Raw genomic sequence first — 18,556 nt, forward strand, 5'->3', positions numbered from 1 at the left:
TCATTCCGGCAACCCCGCTTTTTTCATACTGATCCATTTCACATCATTATCACTGCTGAAGAAAAGATACTTCCCGTCGGGGGAGAAGGCTGCGCAGTATTCATAGGACGTGGTGTTAACTGCAGGTCCCAGGTTTCTGGCAGTGCCCCAGTTGCCCTGCGCGTCTTTTCTGGAAACATATACATCTCCTTCCCCCATACCGCCATCCCTGTTAACTGAAGTGAACAGTAACAGTTGCTCGTCTGGAGAAATGCAGGGGTCGTGTTCCATCACAGGGGAATTAATGGCAGCACTCAGCAGTACCGGGCGGGCGTAGTGCCCGTTGATCCGGGCACTGGTATAAATATCATAACCGCCACCCCGGTTGGAGGCAAAGTAAAGATTGCCATTGCGGGCCAGTGATACGTAATACTCTGTGCTGTCCGAATTCACGGCCGTAAGGTTTACGGGTGCCTCCCAGCTGCCGTCTGTTGCCTGGTGAGCATACCAGATATCAAAGTCCCCCGGGGGCGCGTTTTCCTCTGTTGGCTGATTGGAGATGAAGTACACCGTACTGTCAGGTGTAATGAAAGGATCGGCCTGTGACCAGGCAGTGTCTGCAAATGGCGCCAGGGCAGGGGCCGACCAATTATTACCATCAAAGGTAGTTTGCCAGATGCTCCATTTCCGGTTAACAGACCTGCAGAAGTAGAATGTGCGGCCGTCAGGTGAAAAGGCAGCGTTAAAATCGAGGGAATCTGCGGAAACAATACCGGGAAGAAATGATAAAGCAACGGTATCCGGAAAAGGCTCCGGGTATGAAGCGTGGTGATGGGTGGCCGGCTGGCAGGAAGCAATAGTTGTTGCCACGGCTATCAAACAAAGCAATCTCATAGGGGTTGAACTTGAACGTGAAGGTACGAATAACCCTACTAATCTATTTCGCAGGAAGGTTAACATAATGATATGAAAAGGCCGTACCGGCATTTCATGCGGTTAAACTGAAAAAGGAGATTCCTGCTTTATTCCGCCGTTACCGGATCAATGATGTTCTTAACCTCATGAATGGCCGTGACGGGGAAGCCTCCCTGCTGCGCATGCTCGCGGATGAGGGATTCATCCGGCGCCAGGTACACGCAGAAGATTTTGTCGGTAGTTACGTAACTGTGAATCCACTGGATCTTAGGGCCAAGGCCCTCCAGTACGTTACAGGATGTCTGTGAAATAGTGTGCAGCTGATCAGGAGTTAACTGACCCGCTCCCGGCAGATCGCGTTCGATTACATATTTAGGCATAACGATACAGGTTGGCTCCGCAGGCGGGGATGAAAACTATGCTGGTGGTCCTGACTGATTAGTGTTGTACCTGGTCTGCGGAAAATGAAGAAATGGGGTTCTGTAAAATTACTGAATTTCTACTTGTCGGAGAACAAAGGCGCCGGGTAGTTAGGGAAACGTTAAAGCCCTGCCGTTTGGGCGAAAAGTGTTAATTTTGGTATCGATTTTTGCACAACATATCACTCGAAGCATATATATGAACAATGGAAACACCGGAACAGCACACATTTCCGGGCTAATGGGGGATTCACCACTACTGGTTTTTGCGCTGGATTCAGAAGCGGCCGGGGAATTTGACCAGTACCATCCGCTGATAGTAGGGATCGGGAAAGTGAATGCCGCTTATCACCTCGCCAAATACCTGCAGTCTAACAGGCCCGGCCTTATTGTGAACCTGGGTTCCGCTGGCAGCCATTCCTTCCCCAGAGGTCAGGTGGTATGTTGCACACAGTTCATTCAGCGGGATATGGATGTGAGGGGGCTTGGCTTCCGCCTGTATGAAACCCCGCTATCCGGACAGGAACCTGTATTGGAATACGGTCTTTCAGTGCCCGGCTTACCCCAGGGTATCTGCGGTACGGGCGACAGCTTCGAGATGGATCATAAGACGGACGATTACAACGTCATCGATATGGAAGCCTATCCGCTTGCCATGATTGCGCAAAAGGAAGGGATTCCCTTCCTCTGCCTCAAATATATTTCTGACGGGGCCGACGGTAACGCGGCTGAAGACTGGCAGGTGCAGGTGCATCATGCCGCCGTCGCTTTCAAAAAAATCATAGGCGGATGGCTGGAAAATGCCCCCGCCGCACTTTAAACATGTGAAATGGACTTTGCGAATTACCAGCTGATTTTTGAGCATATCATTAACAACCCGGAGCCTCCGGCACCCTACAATAACCCGGATTATCTCAACTATGCCCGCCTGAACTGGTCGCGGCAACAGCGTTGGTTCAAAACCGGTATTATTACTCCTGAAATGCGGGAGGCAATTGCACGCATCACTGAGCCACAACAATGGATTATCATCACTGAGCCATGGTGTGGAGATGCGGCGCACAACATACCGTTCTTCGAAATGATCGCAGCCCTCAATCCGCTGATCACAACAGCATACCGTCAGCGCGATACTCCACCGTTCCTTATTGAGCAATATCTTACGAATGGCACTAAATCCATTCCCAAGCTGATAGCCCGCGATGCTAACGGTAATGATCTGTTCACCTGGGGACCGCGCCCAGCAGGATGCCAGGCGGTGTACGACCAGCTGAAGGCTGAAAATGCTGACTTCGAACGGATGAAGACCGATATTCAGAAATGGTATAACGAAGACAAGGGGCAGTCGCTTCAGCGGGAGCTGCTCTCTGTACTCACCTATGCGTAATGCGGCATTACATATGACCCCTGCGGCCCGGTTCCGCATCATTGTACTGCTGTTACTCAGCCTCGTATCTGCCGTACCCGATGTTTTTCCTGAACACGGCGGGCACAAGGTACGTATCCCTGAGTCCATACATCACGAAAACGAAATCCCTGAAGCATGTAAGGTGAGCCTTGGACTGGAAACATCCGTCCGCTCCCGCCGCCTGCGAACCCAACAGCCATTATTTGGAGAGGCTGTCATCATTCCAATAGTAAAAGGCGCTGTAACAGCAGTTACGGCTAAGGAATGGATACGCCCTGCCTACTATAGTTTCCTTCACAGGTTCAGCCTGTTTTAATTCCTTCCACACTTTTCCCCAACATTTCTACGGCCCGATTTTTTCTGTCCTTTCAGGGCCGGGATCAATTATTTATGTAAATTATAAAACGATATAGGATGAAATGCCCGAATTGCAATGAAACGTTGCTCATGACGCAGCGTAACAATGTAGAGATCGATTACTGTCCCAATTGCCGTGGTGTATGGCTCGATAAGGGAGAGCTTGACAAGCTCCTGGAATACGACGACCGCCGCAGCAGAGATGATCACAACCGTACGGATTATCCCCGCAGCAGCGATGAGCACCGCCGGTACGAGGGGCACCGTGATAAGGATTATTATGAAGACCGCCATAAATACCCGAAGAAAAAGAAAGGATTCCTTGGCGACTTTTTTGATTTCGATTAAATACTAAACACTCATAAATGGAATTCATCTCACCCGACTTCGCCGACCTGGGCGTCTGGATCAGTTTACTGACACTGTGCTTCCTGGAGATCGTGCTGGGCATCGATAACATCATTTTTATTTCCATCGTGGCAGGTAAGTTGCCGGAACATCAGCAAAGGAAAGCCCGTAACATCGGCCTTAGTCTCGCCATGGTTTTCAGGGTGGCACTGCTGCTTTGTATCAACTGGATCATCGGACTTAAAGACCCGGTAATCGATTTTAAATGGATCAACGGCACGGTCATACCACTCAGCTGGAAAGACATTATCCTGCTGGCCGGTGGTCTTTTCCTCATCGTGAAAAGTACGCTGGAGATTCACCATAAGCTGCAGTCGGAGCATAGCGACGCAAACAAGAAAACACGTGTGCCGCACAGCCTGGGTTCTGTATTGATCCAGATCGTACTGGTAGATGCCGTGTTCTCTTTCGATTCTATTCTTACTGCCGTGGGGCTGGTAGACAATGTGGTGATCATGATCATTGCCGTTATTGTTTCCATCCTCATTATGATGCTGTTTGCCGGACCGGTTACGCGCATCATCAACAAGCAGCCTACGCTGCAGATGCTGGCGCTTACCTTCCTCATTGTAATTGGTGTGGTACTGATTGCGAGCGGCTTCCATCAGGAAGTAAGTAAGAGCATCATTTACTCCTGCCTTGGCTTCTCCCTGATCGTGGAATTGCTCAACATCAGGCTGAGAGGGAAAAGTGCGAAGTATGTGGAACTGAACAACCAGGATATGTAATCAAATCTCTGGTGAAGTATATTAAGGGCTGCCCGGTTGAGGCGGCCTTTTTTAATACTGTTAACTTTGGATTGTTACAATTTTAGTTCCCCGGTAAACGCCCTTTTGGCAGGAGGTTGGTGGAAAAATTGATCATCCGAATCTGGTAAGATTTTAACGCAACAGCTGAAATATACCACGCTCTCCATTATCTGTGCATTTTTAGATTTCGTTGAAGGTGCGTAACTTTGCTGGTATGAGTGATACCCGTCAAACCATCCCCGCCAACGGTTCTTTTTATGAGCTGATAGTGGCCCTGTATGAGCAGCAGCAACAGGCTTCCGTATTGTATGAAGACAATGGTGTGACCCGTGCAAACGGGATAATCACTGAAATATTTGAAAAGGAAGGAACAAAGTGGTTCCGGCTGAATGATGGTACGGAAGTACGGATCGATAAGTTGTATGCTGTAAATGGTACATTCTCATCCGATTACTCGGAATGCTGATGTCGTAATATGTTTATTGTAAATGCCCGGTGTTTTGCCCGGGTTTTTAATACCGCGCATACCGCGGTATTTTTGTTTTAGGAGGAGCCCTGTTTGGGGATTTTATTGTTCCCGTTAATCCGGAAGGGTCATTGATTAATTTTGCGAGGGTACTTTTTCCCAGCTTTCCCATCTTTGTTTTCGTTGGTTAACCGCAACAAACCTTATTTATCAACCCCCAAAAAAGATCCACATGAAAACAATCCAATCTGGAACTACCATTTCCCAGCGTAAAAAAAAGACTGCTTCTGCTCCGTCTGAATCTATCCTTACTTCCGGCGATATATTCGCTGACGGGCATCTGCTCAAGTCCCGGCCCGGCCCGCAACAGCTGGCTTCACGTGAAAAAGCAGCCCGGGAACTGGAGAAGAAATTCAATCAGAAATTCGGAGGCAAGGTACAGGTGAAAGTTGATCCCGATCCAGTACAGGCTGCATCTATGCTGGAACAGATCCGGCAAATCCGTCAACAGTTTGGCGTACAGCTTTTAACCGATCTGAAGCCACTCACGCTGAAGCTACCCCGCATAAAAATTGCAGGAGGTGGGCATATCATTGCTGCTAAAAAATCAGGAGGTAAACAACCCATCCCTGTTAAAGGGAAAATATCGGCGGATACAGCGGTAATCATGGCATCAGAACTTGATCTTACGAATACCACGCTTGAAATACAGCCGGAAATACACACTTTGTTACTGATTGCGGACAAGCTCGTCTGCGGTAAGAACGCCCGCATAACTTGGACATACCAGAAGGGCAAACCTTCTCACCGGCCAGATGATGCTTCACTCGACGGACAAAGCTTCCCCGGCATCGTTACAATTCCCGGTACCCGTCATGGCCGTGATGGGGAGCCCGGCAAACGGGGAATAGATGGTGTTACCGGTACCACAGGCCGTCCGGCACCTAATATTGAGATTTGGGTTAAGGAGCTGGTGAATGTACCCAGTTTTGATCTGCGCGGTGCCGATGGTGGTACCGGAGGTAAAGGCCAGCGTGGTGGCCGTGGCGGAGATGGTGCTGATGGTGTGAAAGGAAAAGAATCTGCCCTTAAAACCCGTTGCCACTATAAACACCCGGCCGGCAATGGCGGTCATGGCGGTGATGGTGGCAGGGGAGGAGAAGGAGGTGCCGGTGGCAATGGCGGTGATGGTGGTAATGTACTAATTGCCGTGCCGGATGGCACGCTTGATAAAGCGATTTCTGACAGTCCGTTTACTCCGCAGCTGGATGGTGGCGATAAAGGAGATGGAGGAACGGGTGGTGATGGTGGCCCTGGTGGCCGTGGTGGTAATTCAGGAAATGTAGGTGCCTGCGCAACAGGGCGCGATGGTCAGCATGGTTCCCTTGGTCAACCGGGAAAAACGGGCCCGAAAGGGAAAGCGGCCGGTAAAGAAGGAACCCTCGAATTCTGCACTTTCAACGAAGATGAATGGGAAGCCTTGCTCAGCAGGCCTTTCATCACCGAAATAGAACCGGCATATACCTTCCCGGGTAACAAGATCACTATCAGCGGTACCAGCTTCGTAAAAGGCGATAAGGTGGTGATGGAGAATGCCGGGGTTTTAAAAGCCACTGTGAACCCGGATGAAAGCCTTACCGTAACGGTACCCTCCAAAATGCCCGGCGGCCGGCATGTAGTACGTGTTTTACGGGCGGCTGATAAAGTATACAGCAATCCATTCTCTGTTTGGGTAAAACCGCGTATTGACAAAGTGCCGGAAATACTCATACCCGGTGAAATGATGCCTGTTACAGGTCAGGGCTTCCTGCCGGGAGCAGTAGTGCTCATCAATGGCCAAGCTGCCAGTTCTCCTAATGTTTCTGCAACTGCCGTTGCTTTTCTTGTACCGAAAGATGCAGCACATGTGCAGGTAGATGATTGGATCATGCAGGTGCGCAACCCTGATGGTATGCTCAGTAATACAGTATCCACGAAAAAGGCAGTAGAATTGGGTATTCCTTTCCGTTATGGCATCCATAATTTCGCATTCGGTAATTTCAGCATTGGCGTACCTGACTGGCAAACTTTTTACGAAACCTTCGGTAAGTCGGAAGTTATTTTCCAGGTGATTAAGCAGCCCGCACTTACCGGAGCCTTTTACTGGTTTTATCAGAAATACCTTAAAGGTGTAGATAAAAAGGGGCTTGCTACGGGCTTCTGCACAGCACTGTCCAGTATGGTGGCAGATAAATTCTGGAAAGGGGATAAGGATGCCTTCACAACCCCGCGGAGCAAGCTGCATGCTAAATTCACTGCCATCCACGGCCGCCTTCTTTCCCGTGAAAGCCTTATCCATTTTCACGACCAGAGCCGTAAAGGAATTGCAATGATAGAAAAAACAGCGCGCACCATTGAAACAATATTCCGGAAAGGATGCGATGCACATCAGGCGCCACTGCTCTTCTTTATTCCGTCCGGCGCCATCTGGGATAAAGGATATTTTAAGAAACTAAGCTCCACCCATTGCATCATGCCTTACAAATTTCAATATCCCGCCGGGCATAAAGGTGCTAAGCTCAATGCGCAGCAAACCACTACTGTCAACGACCTGCACGATGTCCGGATGTATTGCTGGGACTGCAATCATCCTCAAAACCCCGATTGCTACATCCGCTTCCGCAAGGAAAATGGCGTCCTGCATTTCGATTATCATGTGGAAGGCCTCCCGGAAGAGATTAAAGTAAGCAGCAACGATAATATAACATTGGGAAATATGAGCAATGGAGCCTATCTCTATAGTGATCACGATATGCCTTTCACCGGTGCATTCGGACTGAAGAAATTTGTAATCGATTTCCTGCTCAGTCCTGCTGATCTCGAAATAACTGATGAAGAAGGGCGTAAGACAGGGTTCTCCAATGGAAAGCTCTACAGCGGCATTCCGGATTCCATGCCATGCTACCTGGCAGAAGGCGCGTACCTGCTGCCCGAAGGGAAATCACTTACGAGGCGCATTGTAGGTACTGGTGCCGGCACCTATACCTATAATTCCATCCTGCCGGATGGCACTACCGTGAAACTGGAAGGGGTGGAAACAAAACCCGGACAGGTAGATGTGATTGGGATGAATGCCGATGCTTCTCAGGTAAAAATTGCCATGCAGGAAGAGAAGCCTTTTACATTTACTTTCTCCCGTCTTATAGGGGATCAGCTACGTTCGTTATCTGTAAGTGGCATCGCATCGGGTGCGGGTAAGACTTGTGAAGTAACGGTGGCCCCTGAGCTGGGTGCACTCAGCTTCGGGAACAGGAGTGGAGTGCGAAACGTAAAAATTGCCGCTTTTTCAGCGCTGCTGACAGATAGCAAGCCAGCTGAAAAAGAAGTACAGATCAGCCTCCCTGCCGATCATCAATTGGAAATAAAAGTAAATGACTGGATAAAACTGGACCTTCAGACGACGACGGAAGCATTGTAATCAGAACTTTCATTAAGATAAGGGCCGTACCGGCGGGGTGCGGCCTTTTTCATTTTCGTTTAGCCTTTGGCGGATGGACAAAATGACTGGATTGATGGAGGATACGATGAATTAGAGGGTAACTTATCTTGTTGATATGCACAATGTATACAACAAGAGAAAAAATGGCATATGTTGAATATTCAAAACTTAATCCCGTATGAAGAAAATCCTGACCCTTGCGGCAGCAATCTGCCTGTCTGTTGGTGCGGTAACCCACGCTCCGGCAAAAACTGCCACGGCACCCGTTAAAGTAAAGGCTGCGAAAACGCTTGACTTCCCCCGTGGCATCGACTGGAAAATTTATTATTCAGGGCTTCCCATGGTTTCGCTGGTATGGCCATCGTTCACCCAGGGTGGTTTGGGGCCTGTTCCCTTCACTTTTATGGGAACGCAGCAGTACATCAACCCCACTACCACTACGTCTATTTACTGGGCCGGAACGCAGTACACACTGCAGCCTAATGTGACGTACACGATGAACATTGCAGGGGTATTGTACTATTTCCAGATTCCGTTGAGCGGAACAGGATATTGCACCATTACCGGTCACACCTGATCGTTACCTTATCATCTTTACGAAATCCCTCCGCCAAAGCCGGGGGGATTTTTTTATGGTGTCAGTCGGATTGCTTCCTGGCGAAGCGGATGAATTGCTGGGCTAGTTTATGCTGCTGGCCCTGGGGGTGAATGAAGTGGTATTTGCGGATGAGTTTGAATTGTTTCAGGGGGAGTACTTTAAGGACGCCGCTTTCCAGTTCGCCCTGCACGGCGCGGAGAGAGAGGAATGCGGCACAGGGGGCTTCGCGCAGATAAGACTTAATGCTTTCTGAACTGCCCATGTGCATGAGGATATTGAGGTCCGTGAGCTTGAGGCCCAGCTTCTTCAGTTCGTTTACAATCACTTCCAGGGTACCGGAGCCGTGCTCACGTACCAGCAGTGGGATCTTCCTGAGGTCGTCCGTAGTAAGGGCGCCTTTAAAAGGATATTTGAATTTGGCGTTGGAAATGAGGGCGATCTCGTCTTTCGCCAGTTCGGTATATTTCAGCTGAGGGTTGCGGGAATGCCCTTCGATAATACCTACTTCGATTTCTTTCTGCAGCAGCGCTTCTTCTATCTGCTCAGTATTGCCATTGATGAGGGAGGTGCGGATGGAAGGATGTTCCTGGTTAAAGCGTGCCAGCACCCCGGGCAGGTAGTACTGTGCGATGGTGGAACTGGCGCCTATATTGAGCAGCCCGCCCTGATCCTGTTTTAACTGATGAAGATCGTATTCCATATTGCCATACAGCAGGAAGATCTGGTTGGCGTACTGCAGCAGCAGCTTGCCGCCCGGTGTAAGCCGTATGCGGTTGCCAATTCGCTCAAACAGTGCAATGCCCAGCTGCTCTTCCATCCCGTGTATATGTTTAGTAACCGCGGGCTGCGAAATAAACAACTCTTCCGCTGCTTTAGTGAAGCTTAGCCGCTTGGCCACGGTATGAAATACTTTTAACCTGAAATCGAACATGCCTTAAATGTACAAAAAAGAAGGCCATTTTCAGGATACCGGCCGGGGTGGAGCTACCGCTACCGGGGTATCAGGAAGGGGGCTGGCAGGTGAGGAGATATTGATCACGCGGGATTGCAGCAGTATAGCTACGGTGAGGATAAATAACCCGGCCAGCAGCAGGTAGGCTTTACACCTGTATCTTAAAAACCTCGGATCGTCCAGCGTGTTCATGTGAATTGGTTTACGCCTCAAAAGTAGGAAAGCAGGGGACGGCAGTCAAATGAATAAAGCTGATGCAGTATAACTTCAGGTTATGGGTGGCTTAAATATTAATAACCTATTAGAATGGTAGAGTAGTGTTTTGTGGTCTGGTAGGCTAAAAGTGCATTTCAGCAGCTGGATATGGCGCTTGGGAGGCCGGGAGGGGGTGTTGAGCGGTATATTCACTTTCTTTGTAACTTAGTAACAGTTATATATTTTAATTGTTCAACTCCAAAAAATCACCAACAATGAAAGCATTACGCATGGTTATGTGCATGGCAGGCGCCCTATTACTGGCAGCCGGAGCCAATGCCCAGCGCATCCGCGTGACCGACGGCAGCCTGGATGTTCTGAAGAATGAAAAAGAAATCAGCCTCGAGTTTACCTACAACAACATGAAGGTCGGCAAGTTCGACAAGGAAGCCGATTATGTGAGCAGCCGTGTAAAAGATCTCAACAAGAAAGAAGCCGGCAAGGGCGATACCTGGGCCAAAGCCTGGGTAGATGACCGCAAAGAGCGCTTCGAGCCTAAGTTTGAAGAGCTTTTCACACAGGTTACCGATATGAAGATTGCTAACAAATCTAAGTACATTCTCATTTTCAATACCTCGTTCACCGAGCCCGGTTTTAACGTGGGTGTAATGCGTAAGAACGCTTACATCAGCGGAGAATTTACACTGGTAGAGTCGGCAGACCGTAACAAGGTGGTAGCAAAAGGTACGCTTGAGAAAGCGCCCGGCAGAACCTTCTGGGACAACGATTTCGATACCGGAGTACGTATTTCCGAAGCTTATGAGATGGCCGGCAAAGCCCTGGCCCGCTATATCCGCTAACTCATACGGATATCAGCAAAAAAATCCCCACGGAAAAGCCCGTGGGGATTTTTGTTTTATACAAAGAGATATCTACACTTCAATCGCATCGTATACTATTACTTTATCCCACAGGTGGCTGCATTTCTTAATGAACTCCTGGTGGATGGGGTGTACCTGGTAAGCCGCTTCCCCAGCCAGATCATCGAAAAAGATCAGTTCGGAAACGCCCCAGCTGCCATCAACCACTCCGCGCTGCTCCGTTCCCGCTACAATACCCACTCTCAGATCACGTACGGAAGGGATCTTTGAAAGAGACTTTACCCCGGCAATCAGCGCATCGCGGTCTTCCTTCGAACCCGGATTCTTCAGCCAGAAGAAGACGTGATGTGCCATAGGAGGCTTTTTAGCGGAAGATGATACCGGCATGGCGGCTGCCGCAGTACCGGCGCATATTGCCGCCGCGGTGCCCAGGAACTTGCGTCTGTTCGATTTGGTCATGGGTTTTCTGTTTTTTAGTTGATAATGTGTTCAAAATAAACAACTATCCCGTAATCCGGAAGTCTTCCCCTCAAATTAGGTACTGTTACCCACTAAATTTGAGTACTAAAAGCTATGGGGTAGCCTCTCTACCGCCTGTACCTTTGCAAGGTTAACAATAAAACGTGCTACCATGCTACCCCAAAAAGCAACGCCCCTCATCAGCAGGGCCCTCTTCATTTCCATATGCATATTCGCAATGGCTTGCAGCAAAAAGGATTCCGGGAAAGATACTCCGGGGAATAACCTCCCCCAATCCAGTGTACCTGCCGAACTGGTAGGTAAATACTGGCATACGGGCTCCTTTTCCATGACGCAATTCTCTAATTATGACGGCAGCTACGCCGGCCAGGCATTCGAAATAGCCACAGGCTACAAGTTCTCGGCCGATGGTACTGCGGAACAATATTTCTACTGGACCAAAACCAGTACCTATTGCCGCGAGCAGGTGCTCGGTTACCGGAAAGGCACTGCAGTATTCGATGCCGCGAAAAAGACTTTCCGGTTCTACGCAGCTTCGGGGTACTACCGCCGCTACAACTCCTGCGGTGGCAGCCAGTCGCCCGGCTATGGAGAAAAAGTGGCATACGGGCCGGAAGATCTGCATCCGAAGTATGTAGACGAGCAAAAGAACTGGACGCTGGTTACCGAGCAGGGGAAACTGATCTGGAGGGTGCCCTTTGATGACGGGTCTGCTAATGATTATACGCGTGCTGATGAGCCCAGATAAGGGGGATTGTTTACTGGCACCTGCGCCCGTCCGGAACCATCCGGTGGCGCAGGTTTTTTCTTTTAACGGATTCCTGCTGCGTCAGGAAGTTACCATCGCAAAGCCGGAAACAGTTTTTCCGGGGCGGAAAACAGGCAGGGTACCCCCGGAAAAACGGGAAACTACAGTTAGGGGGAAATACCTTATTTCGCCCTTTAGCGCATTCCGGCAGAAATTCCGGCAAAGACAATAACCCTTTAATCCGCATTTCATGCAATTACCGTCTCTATCCCCCGAAACCTTCGCACAGAAGCTTTCAGACCCTACCGTGGCCCTAAAATTCGCATATCTGAACGATCTGCTGCTCAACAGTGAGTATTGCCTGATTGAATTTATGGTCCGTAAAGGCGCCTGGAAATGGCCCATACCACCCAAGCCCCCCGGATACGATACGGGCAATAAGACCATTGAGCTGGGGGTAATTCTCTTTTTATTGAATAATACGGGGTACATCGCCGACAATGATATCCGGCAATACGCCCAATACCTGAAAGGTGCCCTGGGCCTGCCCAATTCCCAGCTGCCCGTACAGGCCTATGCCTGGATCATGAATAATGTGCTCATTTACGACGATGGCGGGGTTATCAGCGGCGGGAAGTACGATACCTATGACCAGGGATGGTTTGCCGCCTTCCTGAACCTTATAATCACGGATATGCATGACGCCTGGTATGGCTTCCCTCAGGGCAGCCCTGCACCCATAAAGCTTGATTTCAGCGTAAGTAATTACACCATTACACTAGGTATGATTGGCGACTGGGGAACAGGAGACACTACAGCGAAGGCCGTCCTCCGCCAATTGACCACCCTCAACCCGAACTATCTCATCCATTTGGGTGATACATATTACTCGGGCAGTCCGGCTACAGGACAGTGGGCAGGATATTACTTCCATCCCGGTGAGGAAATGGAAAACCTCGTGAATATGTGGCCCGGTACCTCAACACCGCGCTCTTTCACCCTTAATTCCAATCATGAAATGTATACCGGCGGCAACGGCTACTTTGGGGAAGCCCTCAAAACCACCGGGCCATTTTCCCTGCAGAAAGGCATGAGCTATTTTGCCCTTCAGGCGGGCGACTGGACAGTGCTCGGACTGGATTCCGGATACTATGGCAGCTCTTTCGATGCTTTTATGGACGGGAGCATTGGCGGGGAGTTCCTCGACAGGGAGCAGATCAACTGGATAGCCGGTCTGAACCTCAACCCGGCTAAAACAATCGTGCTCACCCACCATACCGGTTTCCAGTACGATGCTTCTGCCTTCATGAAACTGTGGGACCAGGTGAACGGCGCCCTCGGTGCGGATCCTTATGCCTGGTACTGGGGCCATGTACACAACGGAATCGTGTATGCATCCCCCCTTACGCTTCCCGGTACGGATGGAAATTTACAATCTACCAGTACCTACGCCCGCTGCCTGGGTCATGCCGCATTGCCTTACGGCGAAGCTTCTGCATTAATAAACAACCCGTCGGTTGAATGGATGGAAACGGATAAGCAGGCGAATGGTTTAATGCTGAATGGCTTTGCCACGCTCACTTTCCAGCTCGACGGGCAATTAATGGTAACCGGGATCAGGGAGTCTTTTTACCACCTTGGTACTTCTTCCCCGGTGTTCTCGAAGAGAATATTCTAGTGGCGTAAAATGGGGGTGTCGGTTTTTACCCTTCTTTTTGTCGTTTTTGCACGCGATAGATAATGGGCCGGTGTTGTAAGTTTGTATTGTCAATCACACAAAACAAATAACAATAATACTCACCATTTAACAACTATTGTATGGAAACGACAAAACAAGCGATCACTATCACCAGCACAATTCAGCAACCTGCAGCTAAAGTATGGGAACTCTGGAATGAGCCCGAACATATCACTCAATGGTGCGCAGCATCCGACGACTGGCATGCTCCCAAAGCTTCCAGCGATCTCCGGGCAGGTGGTGCATTCTCCACTACCATGGCCGCGAAAGATGGTTCATTCAGCTTCGATTTCGGTGGCGTATTTGATGTAGTGGAACCGCATCAGCGTATTGAGTATACACTTGGCGACGGCCGTAAAGTGAAGATAGATTTCAAAGAAGAAAACGGACAAACGCAGGTGGTGGAAACATTCGATCCGGAAGAAACCAATCCGGAAGACATGCAGCGTGCAGGATGGCAGGCGATCCTGGATAACTTTAAACGTTACGCCGAATCCAAATAATTTTCTGATGGCCCTTCAGGCTACCCGCAAGGGTTTTAGCGCCAGGAGGGCCATCTCTTTTTCTTTCCCCCGCAGTTTTATGGAACCCAGCATTTGCGCCGTAAAACCCATGCCGAGGTGCAGCTCCGACACCAGATCGGCAGAAGCAATTACTTCTTCATTAAACTGTTTGCATAATCCCTGTATGCGTGATGTGGTATTCAGCACATCTCCTGAATAGGTGATATCGCGTTTAATGATCCCCACTTCCCCCGCTACCACAGGCCCGCAATGGATGCCTGCCTTGAATTCAGGAAACACGCCATAACGTTCAAGATATTTGGGTTTTAATGTGGCAATCCGGTCCTTGATATCAAAGAAACACTGTACGCAATTGCTTTCCGCAAGCCCGTCGCGGTACCGCCATGCTATTATTACCTCATCACCCACATACTGGTATATTTCCCCGCGGTTTTCGAGGATAGGGTTGGTGATGTCCGTAAAGAAATCTTTCAGGAAAGCGTGATACCGCTTATCGCCCAAGGCTTCCGCGATGGTGGTGGATGCGTTGATGTCGAGGAACATAAAGATGCGCTTCTCTTCGCGGGGCGTGTTATACTTGCCGCGCAGGATGTCGCGGAACACACCGGAGCCGAACTTACTGTTGATCTGGAGGAAGAGTTGAGTGGTACCTACCACCAGCGCCCATATCAGCCCGTTCTTTGCCATGCGCGCCATATCCGGCTGCTCAATCAGGCTTAAGATCTGCCCTATGATAAAGATCACTGCGATGAAAGACAGGGTTACGGCAAGAATGGTGTACGTATACGATTTGTCCCGGTAACGTTCATTTATGAAGAAAACAAGGAAGCTCCCGCCCAGCAGTGCGCCCATGAGCCCGGCGGCCACATTCACGATGATGGATTTGGAGAGGGAGTAATCTGCTGCAAAGCCGGCCGATCCGCTGGTTTGCAATACCATATGGTCGTACAGCGCAATCAATAGTCCAATGATGGACCAGATGATCATGATTTGCAGAAGCTGCCGCCATTTAACCCGCGTCCTGGGATTCATAAGATGAGGTTTTCCCTAATGTATTGATTTTCTGCGGACGGGGCAATGATGAATTCCTGTGCCTTATGTATTAATTCAATATTTCCAGCACAAGATCCGTGAGGTCGAACCGGGGGAAGTCACCGTTATTGCAGAGCATGGTAAGGGTAATGCCTTTGTCGGGCTGGCGTACTTCCATGCTGAAGAACCCCACATCCGTACGATGAGGAACATACCCGCGCCGTTGGTGGTGGTATGGATACGGTAGGAAGGTACACTAACGGAAGCTGAAGGCAGAGGGTCGCCGGTTTGTGCATCTGTAACCTGGCCACGGAGTATTACAGGGAGGGTGTCTTGTGCCAGGCCGGGGAGCGTGCCCCAAAGGAGCAGCAGGGTAAGGAAACAGGGGAATTGCCGCATAAGGGGAATGGATTACGGGGGATGAAGTTAGGGGGCAATGCCGTTAGGAAGAAGTTAAAGTTTAAGAGAATAGAGATGTTCAAATTTGGGTGGAGACCAGAAAAAGTGCTAATCTTGAAGGATGCAACTGGATTACCTGACAGGCATCCGTGGAAACGGAGCATTAACATATACCGGTCCGTCGAGACTGGTACGTATTTGCCGTTTTGATCCCGAAGAAGCGGCTGCATTGATGCAGGCCGTTCAGGAACTGGCCGAAGGAAAGCGGGAGCTGCTCTGGCTGGAAGACCTGCCTTTTATACAATCCAATGGTTATTCGCTGGCCATGCAGCGGTCGCTGCACGACGAAGGACTGGTTACCACCGATGAGCGTGTTTTCTCCTTCAGGTTTACGGAAAAAAGTTACCATAGGATAGTACAGGCGATGGCGCCTTTATGCCATGAAGGATCGCATGGCAATGTGTGGCTGACTGTAGAACATGCGGATCCGGCGTTACTTTTTTCCACGGGAGGATCGTGGTAGTTACTGAATTACTGCACCCCTTAATGCGCTGCCAGCCCCTTGCAGCGCGGCTATGATGCCATGAGCTTAACAAGTTTTTAACGGCTGTTTCGCACCCTTTGGCCGACATTAGTTGCGTTATGATACGCTTTACATTTACCAGATATCAAAGAGAAAACATTACAACCGGAACGTACAATGCGTGATGTACGACAAATCTCCGGCAATATGCATACGTTGACATTTTGTACTAGATTAGATCTGGAGCATTTGCCTGCCTGTTTCTACAGGAGGCTATATTGAGCCAGTAGTTTTCCAGCTTTCATCTTCGTAATAATAGGCAGGCTATTCGATTTCCATGAATATGGTACCGAAGCCAAACACTTCGATTTAAGTCCGTTTTTCGTTTGCTCCCCGTTACCGTTTCATACCGGTATCGGGGAGATTTCTTTTATTCCTCTATCGTCTGGCGGATCAGGCGTATCCGTTTCTTCCAAATTGTACCCAGCCATATTGCCTGCATAGTGGTGATCACACCAATCAACACCAGCAGCCAGATCTTCTTTTCCGTCAGTAATATTCCGTAACAGAAAAACACCAGCAGGCAGGCTGCCATACCAACCCGCGCCGCCACTGATATTATGGCAAAGCGGCGAAGCTGTACCAGGTGACGGTGAACCATTTCCTGTAAATGATCACCCTGAAGGGCCTGCCTGCTGAATAAGTAGCCTGCTGCATTCAGGAGAATGACAAATGCCACCGCACTTACCAGTAATGCGTTAATGTACCAGGGCTTCAGGCCACCGTCAAAGAAGTCATAATAAACTATGAGGAAAAGCACCAGTGGTATCATTTCAAAGAGCAGCTGCTTCCGCATAGCCATGCGGGCTGGGTGCCGGTGAATCATTCCGCGCAGGGCGGCAGGGGAGGTCCGGGAAACGGGCATGCCTTCCCAGGCTTGTTTCAATGCGTCCATGTTCAGGATTTAAAGTGTTGTTTAATCTTTTGCCGCGCTCTTGTGAGCCGCGCGCCTGCATTGCTTTCAGAAATCCCAAGAATGGAACCCATTTCGGCGTAACTCAGTCCCTCCAGATAGAGGACCATAATAGCTTTTTCCGCAGGAGTCAATACAGCCAGCAGCTCGGGCAGCCGGTCGTCTTCCCGGTGTTCTGCCACTTCCGGCAACTCGGAACGGTATTCTACTTTAGGCCTTCCTTTGCGGAAATGAACCAATGCCGTGCTCAGTGCTATCCGGTACATCCAGGTAGCAAAGCTGCTGCGCCCTTCGAACTTAGGCCAGGCACGCCAGAGCTGGTACACCATTTCCTGGAACAGGTCTTCCCGGTCTTCCGCCGTATCGCGATACAGTCGGCAGATCTTATGAAGTATACCCTCATGCTGAGATAGCGATTCCAGGAACTGTGATTCATTCATTTTGAAGTAATGCTTTAACAGGTTAGTTGCGCTATAAGCCCTGATCCTTACAGGCAGGCATAAAAAAACCGCGGTATTCCGCGGTTCCCTGTATTACCTGCTGATTTTCGTTAGCTTACGGATGGGTGTTAGCATTACTTTCCTGAACTCCACTTCCGCGCCTTCGGCCTGCAGGGCTATACTGCCGCTGGTAACGGTACAGTTATAACCGTCGTTCACCAGGTCGCCATTCACCCAAACACGTACCTTGTCGCCCAGGCATTCCACTACCATACGGTTCCATTCACCCAGGGCTTTCTCCGACCCGTCGGTCCGGTTCCTTACCCTTCTTTCTTTACCGTCTACCACACCCCAGTTCTCTTTAGGGCCACGGTACACCTCCATGCTGTCTACCGCCACATCTTCCCCGATGCACCAGAAATCGCCGGCGTTCTTACTCATCAGCTGCACTTCCAGAGATTTGGGGAACATTCCGTACAGAACCCGGGGCGCGGAGGCATGTACGAGCAGGCCGCAGTTACCCGGTTTGCCGGCAAAGCGGTACTCCACTTCTATACGGTAATCCTTATACTTTGCATCGGTAATCAGGTGGCCCTGTGGCGTACCCAGACTTACGAGCATGCCATTACGTACAATAAAGGGAATACGGAGGGAGGAATCCTTTTCCAGGTCGGGGACATCCATATGCCAGCCGGTAAGGTCTTTACCGTTGAAAAGGCTGCGCGATTGCGCGTGGCATAACGTGGAAGCGCATAGTAGCAATGCGGAAAAAACAATATGTTTCATATGGGTAAGTTATAAAATTTATTGACTATTTTGTCCTATCGTGCTTATTTGAACCACGTCATGAAACAGTACTTGTCTTGCCTGATGCAGCCGGCCGTCTTCCACGCC

At 49.8% G+C, this 18,556-nt stretch carries 23 protein-coding genes; 13 read left to right on the plus strand and 10 right to left on the minus strand.

The genetic code is table 11. From position 1 onward, the window contains the following. Together DEV76_RS17280 and DEV76_RS17285 are read right to left on the minus strand one after the other, a co-directional pair. A complete protein-coding gene (locus tag DEV76_RS17280; protein WP_198652108.1) occupies positions 1-873 on the minus strand; it encodes a TolB family protein in 873 nt (290 codons plus the stop codon). Between the two features lie 128 nt (positions 874-1,001). Beyond that, positions 1,002-1,274 (minus strand): DUF4242 domain-containing protein, encoded by a 273-nt coding sequence (locus tag DEV76_RS17285; protein ID WP_109699176.1) that lies wholly within the window; start codon positions 1,272-1,274, stop codon positions 1,002-1,004. A gap of 238 nt (positions 1,275-1,512) precedes the next feature. On the opposite strand from DEV76_RS17285, the gene DEV76_RS17290 reads away from it, so the two are divergent. The 8 genes from DEV76_RS17290 (at position 1,513) to DEV76_RS17335 (ending at position 8,756) form a co-directional block, all read left to right on the plus strand. After that, complete coding sequence (locus DEV76_RS17290; RefSeq protein ID WP_109699177.1) at positions 1,513-2,133, plus strand: 5'-methylthioadenosine/S-adenosylhomocysteine nucleosidase family protein; 621 nt, start codon at positions 1,513-1,515, stop codon at positions 2,131-2,133. 9 nt (positions 2,134-2,142) lie between these two features. Then, entirely contained in the window at positions 2,143-2,700 is a 558-nt protein-coding gene (locus DEV76_RS17295) for a thioredoxin family protein (protein WP_109699178.1), read from the plus strand. Between the two features lie 13 nt (positions 2,701-2,713). Further along, the gene (locus DEV76_RS17300; RefSeq protein WP_109699179.1) at positions 2,714-3,037 is read left to right on the plus strand and encodes a hypothetical protein; all 324 of its coding nucleotides are present in this window, start codon (positions 2,714-2,716) and stop codon (positions 3,035-3,037) included. 98 nt (positions 3,038-3,135) lie between these two features. Then, entirely contained in the window at positions 3,136-3,426 is a 291-nt protein-coding gene (locus tag DEV76_RS17305) for a TFIIB-type zinc ribbon-containing protein (RefSeq protein WP_109699180.1), read from the plus strand. A gap of 17 nt (positions 3,427-3,443) precedes the next feature. Continuing rightward, positions 3,444-4,214 carry a TerC family protein gene (locus tag DEV76_RS17310; RefSeq protein WP_109699181.1) on the plus strand — a complete coding sequence of 257 codons (771 nt, stop codon included), beginning with the start codon at positions 3,444-3,446 and terminating at the stop codon, positions 4,212-4,214. 235 nt (positions 4,215-4,449) lie between these two features. Then, positions 4,450-4,701, plus strand: a complete 252-nt coding sequence (locus DEV76_RS17315) for a hypothetical protein (protein WP_109699182.1) — start codon at positions 4,450-4,452, stop codon at positions 4,699-4,701. A gap of 232 nt (positions 4,702-4,933) precedes the next feature. Further along, positions 4,934-8,158, plus strand: a complete 3,225-nt coding sequence (locus tag DEV76_RS26295; RefSeq protein WP_157962946.1) for an IPT/TIG domain-containing protein — start codon at positions 4,934-4,936, stop codon at positions 8,156-8,158. A 199-nt stretch (positions 8,159-8,357) separates the two neighbouring features. After that, complete coding sequence (locus DEV76_RS17335; RefSeq protein WP_109699185.1) at positions 8,358-8,756, plus strand: hypothetical protein; 399 nt, start codon at positions 8,358-8,360, stop codon at positions 8,754-8,756. Between the two features lie 61 nt (positions 8,757-8,817). On the opposite strand, the gene DEV76_RS17340 is transcribed toward DEV76_RS17335, so the two are convergent. Both DEV76_RS17340 and DEV76_RS17345 read right to left on the minus strand, forming a co-directional pair. Beyond that, positions 8,818-9,708 (minus strand): LysR substrate-binding domain-containing protein, encoded by an 891-nt coding sequence (locus tag DEV76_RS17340; RefSeq protein ID WP_109699186.1) that lies wholly within the window; start codon positions 9,706-9,708, stop codon positions 8,818-8,820. Positions 9,709-9,738: 30 nt separating this feature from the next. Beyond that, positions 9,739-9,921, minus strand: a complete 183-nt coding sequence (locus DEV76_RS17345) for a hypothetical protein (RefSeq protein WP_109699187.1) — start codon at positions 9,919-9,921, stop codon at positions 9,739-9,741. 278 nt (positions 9,922-10,199) lie between these two features. Between DEV76_RS17345 and DEV76_RS17350 the strand changes: the two genes are divergently transcribed. Then, positions 10,200-10,784 carry a hypothetical protein gene (locus tag DEV76_RS17350; RefSeq protein ID WP_232826978.1) on the plus strand — a complete coding sequence of 195 codons (585 nt, stop codon included), beginning with the start codon at positions 10,200-10,202 and terminating at the stop codon, positions 10,782-10,784. 72 nt (positions 10,785-10,856) lie between these two features. Here the strand turns inward: DEV76_RS17350 and DEV76_RS17355 are convergent, their stop codons facing one another. Then, complete coding sequence (locus DEV76_RS17355) at positions 10,857-11,264, minus strand: Dabb family protein (RefSeq protein ID WP_109699188.1); 408 nt, start codon at positions 11,262-11,264, stop codon at positions 10,857-10,859. A 172-nt stretch (positions 11,265-11,436) separates the two neighbouring features. Between DEV76_RS17355 and DEV76_RS17360 the strand changes: the two genes are divergently transcribed. The 3 genes from DEV76_RS17360 (at position 11,437) to DEV76_RS17375 (ending at position 14,274) form a co-directional block, all read left to right on the plus strand. Continuing rightward, on the plus strand, positions 11,437-12,033 hold the full coding sequence (locus tag DEV76_RS17360) for a hypothetical protein (protein WP_157962947.1): 597 nt from the start codon (positions 11,437-11,439) through the stop codon (positions 12,031-12,033). Between the two features lie 250 nt (positions 12,034-12,283). Next, on the plus strand, positions 12,284-13,711 hold the full coding sequence (locus tag DEV76_RS17370) for a metallophosphoesterase family protein (RefSeq protein WP_109699191.1): 1,428 nt from the start codon (positions 12,284-12,286) through the stop codon (positions 13,709-13,711). 140 nt (positions 13,712-13,851) lie between these two features. Beyond that, positions 13,852-14,274 carry an SRPBCC family protein gene (locus tag DEV76_RS17375; protein ID WP_109699192.1) on the plus strand — a complete coding sequence of 141 codons (423 nt, stop codon included), beginning with the start codon at positions 13,852-13,854 and terminating at the stop codon, positions 14,272-14,274. A 15-nt stretch (positions 14,275-14,289) separates the two neighbouring features. Here the strand turns inward: DEV76_RS17375 and DEV76_RS17380 are convergent, their stop codons facing one another. Together DEV76_RS17380 and DEV76_RS25980 are read right to left on the minus strand one after the other, a co-directional pair. Continuing rightward, entirely contained in the window at positions 14,290-15,327 is a 1,038-nt protein-coding gene (locus DEV76_RS17380; RefSeq protein WP_109699193.1) for an adenylate/guanylate cyclase domain-containing protein, read from the minus strand. Between the two features lie 75 nt (positions 15,328-15,402). Further along, positions 15,403-15,726, minus strand: a complete 324-nt coding sequence (locus tag DEV76_RS25980) for a peptidase associated/transthyretin-like domain-containing protein (RefSeq protein WP_157962948.1) — start codon at positions 15,724-15,726, stop codon at positions 15,403-15,405. A 121-nt stretch (positions 15,727-15,847) separates the two neighbouring features. Here DEV76_RS25980 and DEV76_RS17390 point away from each other — a divergent pair, with 121 nt between their 5' ends. Beyond that, positions 15,848-16,249: a hypothetical protein gene (locus DEV76_RS17390; RefSeq protein ID WP_157962949.1), complete on the plus strand. Its 402-nt coding sequence runs from the start codon at positions 15,848-15,850 to the stop codon at positions 16,247-16,249. A 430-nt stretch (positions 16,250-16,679) separates the two neighbouring features. Here the strand turns inward: DEV76_RS17390 and DEV76_RS17395 are convergent, their stop codons facing one another. The 3 genes from DEV76_RS17395 to DEV76_RS17405 form a co-directional block, all read right to left on the minus strand. Next, entirely contained in the window at positions 16,680-17,204 is a 525-nt protein-coding gene (locus DEV76_RS17395) for a hypothetical protein (protein ID WP_109699196.1), read from the minus strand. 2 nt (positions 17,205-17,206) lie between these two features. After that, the gene (locus DEV76_RS17400) at positions 17,207-17,662 is read right to left on the minus strand and encodes an RNA polymerase sigma factor (protein ID WP_109699197.1); all 456 of its coding nucleotides are present in this window, start codon (positions 17,660-17,662) and stop codon (positions 17,207-17,209) included. A 93-nt stretch (positions 17,663-17,755) separates the two neighbouring features. After that, the gene (locus DEV76_RS17405) at positions 17,756-18,448 is read right to left on the minus strand and encodes a 3-keto-disaccharide hydrolase (RefSeq protein ID WP_109699198.1); all 693 of its coding nucleotides are present in this window, start codon (positions 18,446-18,448) and stop codon (positions 17,756-17,758) included. Positions 18,449-18,556: the final 108 nt, after the last annotated feature.

The sequence above is a fragment of the Chitinophaga deserti genome (assembly GCF_003149455.1).
Taxonomy (GTDB): domain Bacteria; phylum Bacteroidota; class Bacteroidia; order Chitinophagales; family Chitinophagaceae; genus Chitinophaga; species Chitinophaga deserti.

Bases quoted from the DNA above. Each gene is read 5' to 3' on its own strand.
- DEV76_RS17280 (WP_198652108.1), bottom strand. From the start codon at position 873: ATGAGATTGCTTTGTTTGATAGCCGTGGCAACAACTATTGCTTCCTGC.
- DEV76_RS17285 (WP_109699176.1), bottom strand. From the start codon at position 1,274: ATGCCTAAATATGTAATCGAACGCGATCTGCCGGGAGCGGGTCAGTTA.
- DEV76_RS17290 (WP_109699177.1), top strand. From the start codon at position 1,513: ATGAACAATGGAAACACCGGAACAGCACACATTTCCGGGCTAATGGGG.
- DEV76_RS17295 (WP_109699178.1), top strand. From the start codon at position 2,143: ATGGACTTTGCGAATTACCAGCTGATTTTTGAGCATATCATTAACAAC.
- DEV76_RS17300 (WP_109699179.1), top strand. From the start codon at position 2,714: ATGACCCCTGCGGCCCGGTTCCGCATCATTGTACTGCTGTTACTCAGC.
- DEV76_RS17305 (WP_109699180.1), top strand. From the start codon at position 3,136: ATGAAATGCCCGAATTGCAATGAAACGTTGCTCATGACGCAGCGTAAC.
- DEV76_RS17310 (WP_109699181.1), top strand. From the start codon at position 3,444: ATGGAATTCATCTCACCCGACTTCGCCGACCTGGGCGTCTGGATCAGT.
- DEV76_RS17315 (WP_109699182.1), top strand. From the start codon at position 4,450: ATGAGTGATACCCGTCAAACCATCCCCGCCAACGGTTCTTTTTATGAG.
- DEV76_RS26295 (WP_157962946.1), top strand. From the start codon at position 4,934: ATGAAAACAATCCAATCTGGAACTACCATTTCCCAGCGTAAAAAAAAG.
- DEV76_RS17335 (WP_109699185.1), top strand. From the start codon at position 8,358: ATGAAGAAAATCCTGACCCTTGCGGCAGCAATCTGCCTGTCTGTTGGT.
- DEV76_RS17340 (WP_109699186.1), bottom strand. From the start codon at position 9,708: ATGTTCGATTTCAGGTTAAAAGTATTTCATACCGTGGCCAAGCGGCTA.
- DEV76_RS17345 (WP_109699187.1), bottom strand. From the start codon at position 9,921: ATGAACACGCTGGACGATCCGAGGTTTTTAAGATACAGGTGTAAAGCC.
- DEV76_RS17350 (WP_232826978.1), top strand. From the start codon at position 10,200: ATGAAAGCATTACGCATGGTTATGTGCATGGCAGGCGCCCTATTACTG.
- DEV76_RS17355 (WP_109699188.1), bottom strand. From the start codon at position 11,264: ATGACCAAATCGAACAGACGCAAGTTCCTGGGCACCGCGGCGGCAATA.
- DEV76_RS17360 (WP_157962947.1), top strand. From the start codon at position 11,437: ATGCTACCCCAAAAAGCAACGCCCCTCATCAGCAGGGCCCTCTTCATT.
- DEV76_RS17370 (WP_109699191.1), top strand. From the start codon at position 12,284: ATGCAATTACCGTCTCTATCCCCCGAAACCTTCGCACAGAAGCTTTCA.
- DEV76_RS17375 (WP_109699192.1), top strand. From the start codon at position 13,852: ATGGAAACGACAAAACAAGCGATCACTATCACCAGCACAATTCAGCAA.
- DEV76_RS17380 (WP_109699193.1), bottom strand. From the start codon at position 15,327: ATGAATCCCAGGACGCGGGTTAAATGGCGGCAGCTTCTGCAAATCATG.
- DEV76_RS25980 (WP_157962948.1), bottom strand. From the start codon at position 15,726: ATGCGGCAATTCCCCTGTTTCCTTACCCTGCTGCTCCTTTGGGGCACG.
- DEV76_RS17390 (WP_157962949.1), top strand. From the start codon at position 15,848: ATGCAACTGGATTACCTGACAGGCATCCGTGGAAACGGAGCATTAACA.
- DEV76_RS17395 (WP_109699196.1), bottom strand. From the start codon at position 17,204: ATGGACGCATTGAAACAAGCCTGGGAAGGCATGCCCGTTTCCCGGACC.
- DEV76_RS17400 (WP_109699197.1), bottom strand. From the start codon at position 17,662: ATGAATGAATCACAGTTCCTGGAATCGCTATCTCAGCATGAGGGTATA.
- DEV76_RS17405 (WP_109699198.1), bottom strand. From the start codon at position 18,448: ATGAAACATATTGTTTTTTCCGCATTGCTACTATGCGCTTCCACGTTA.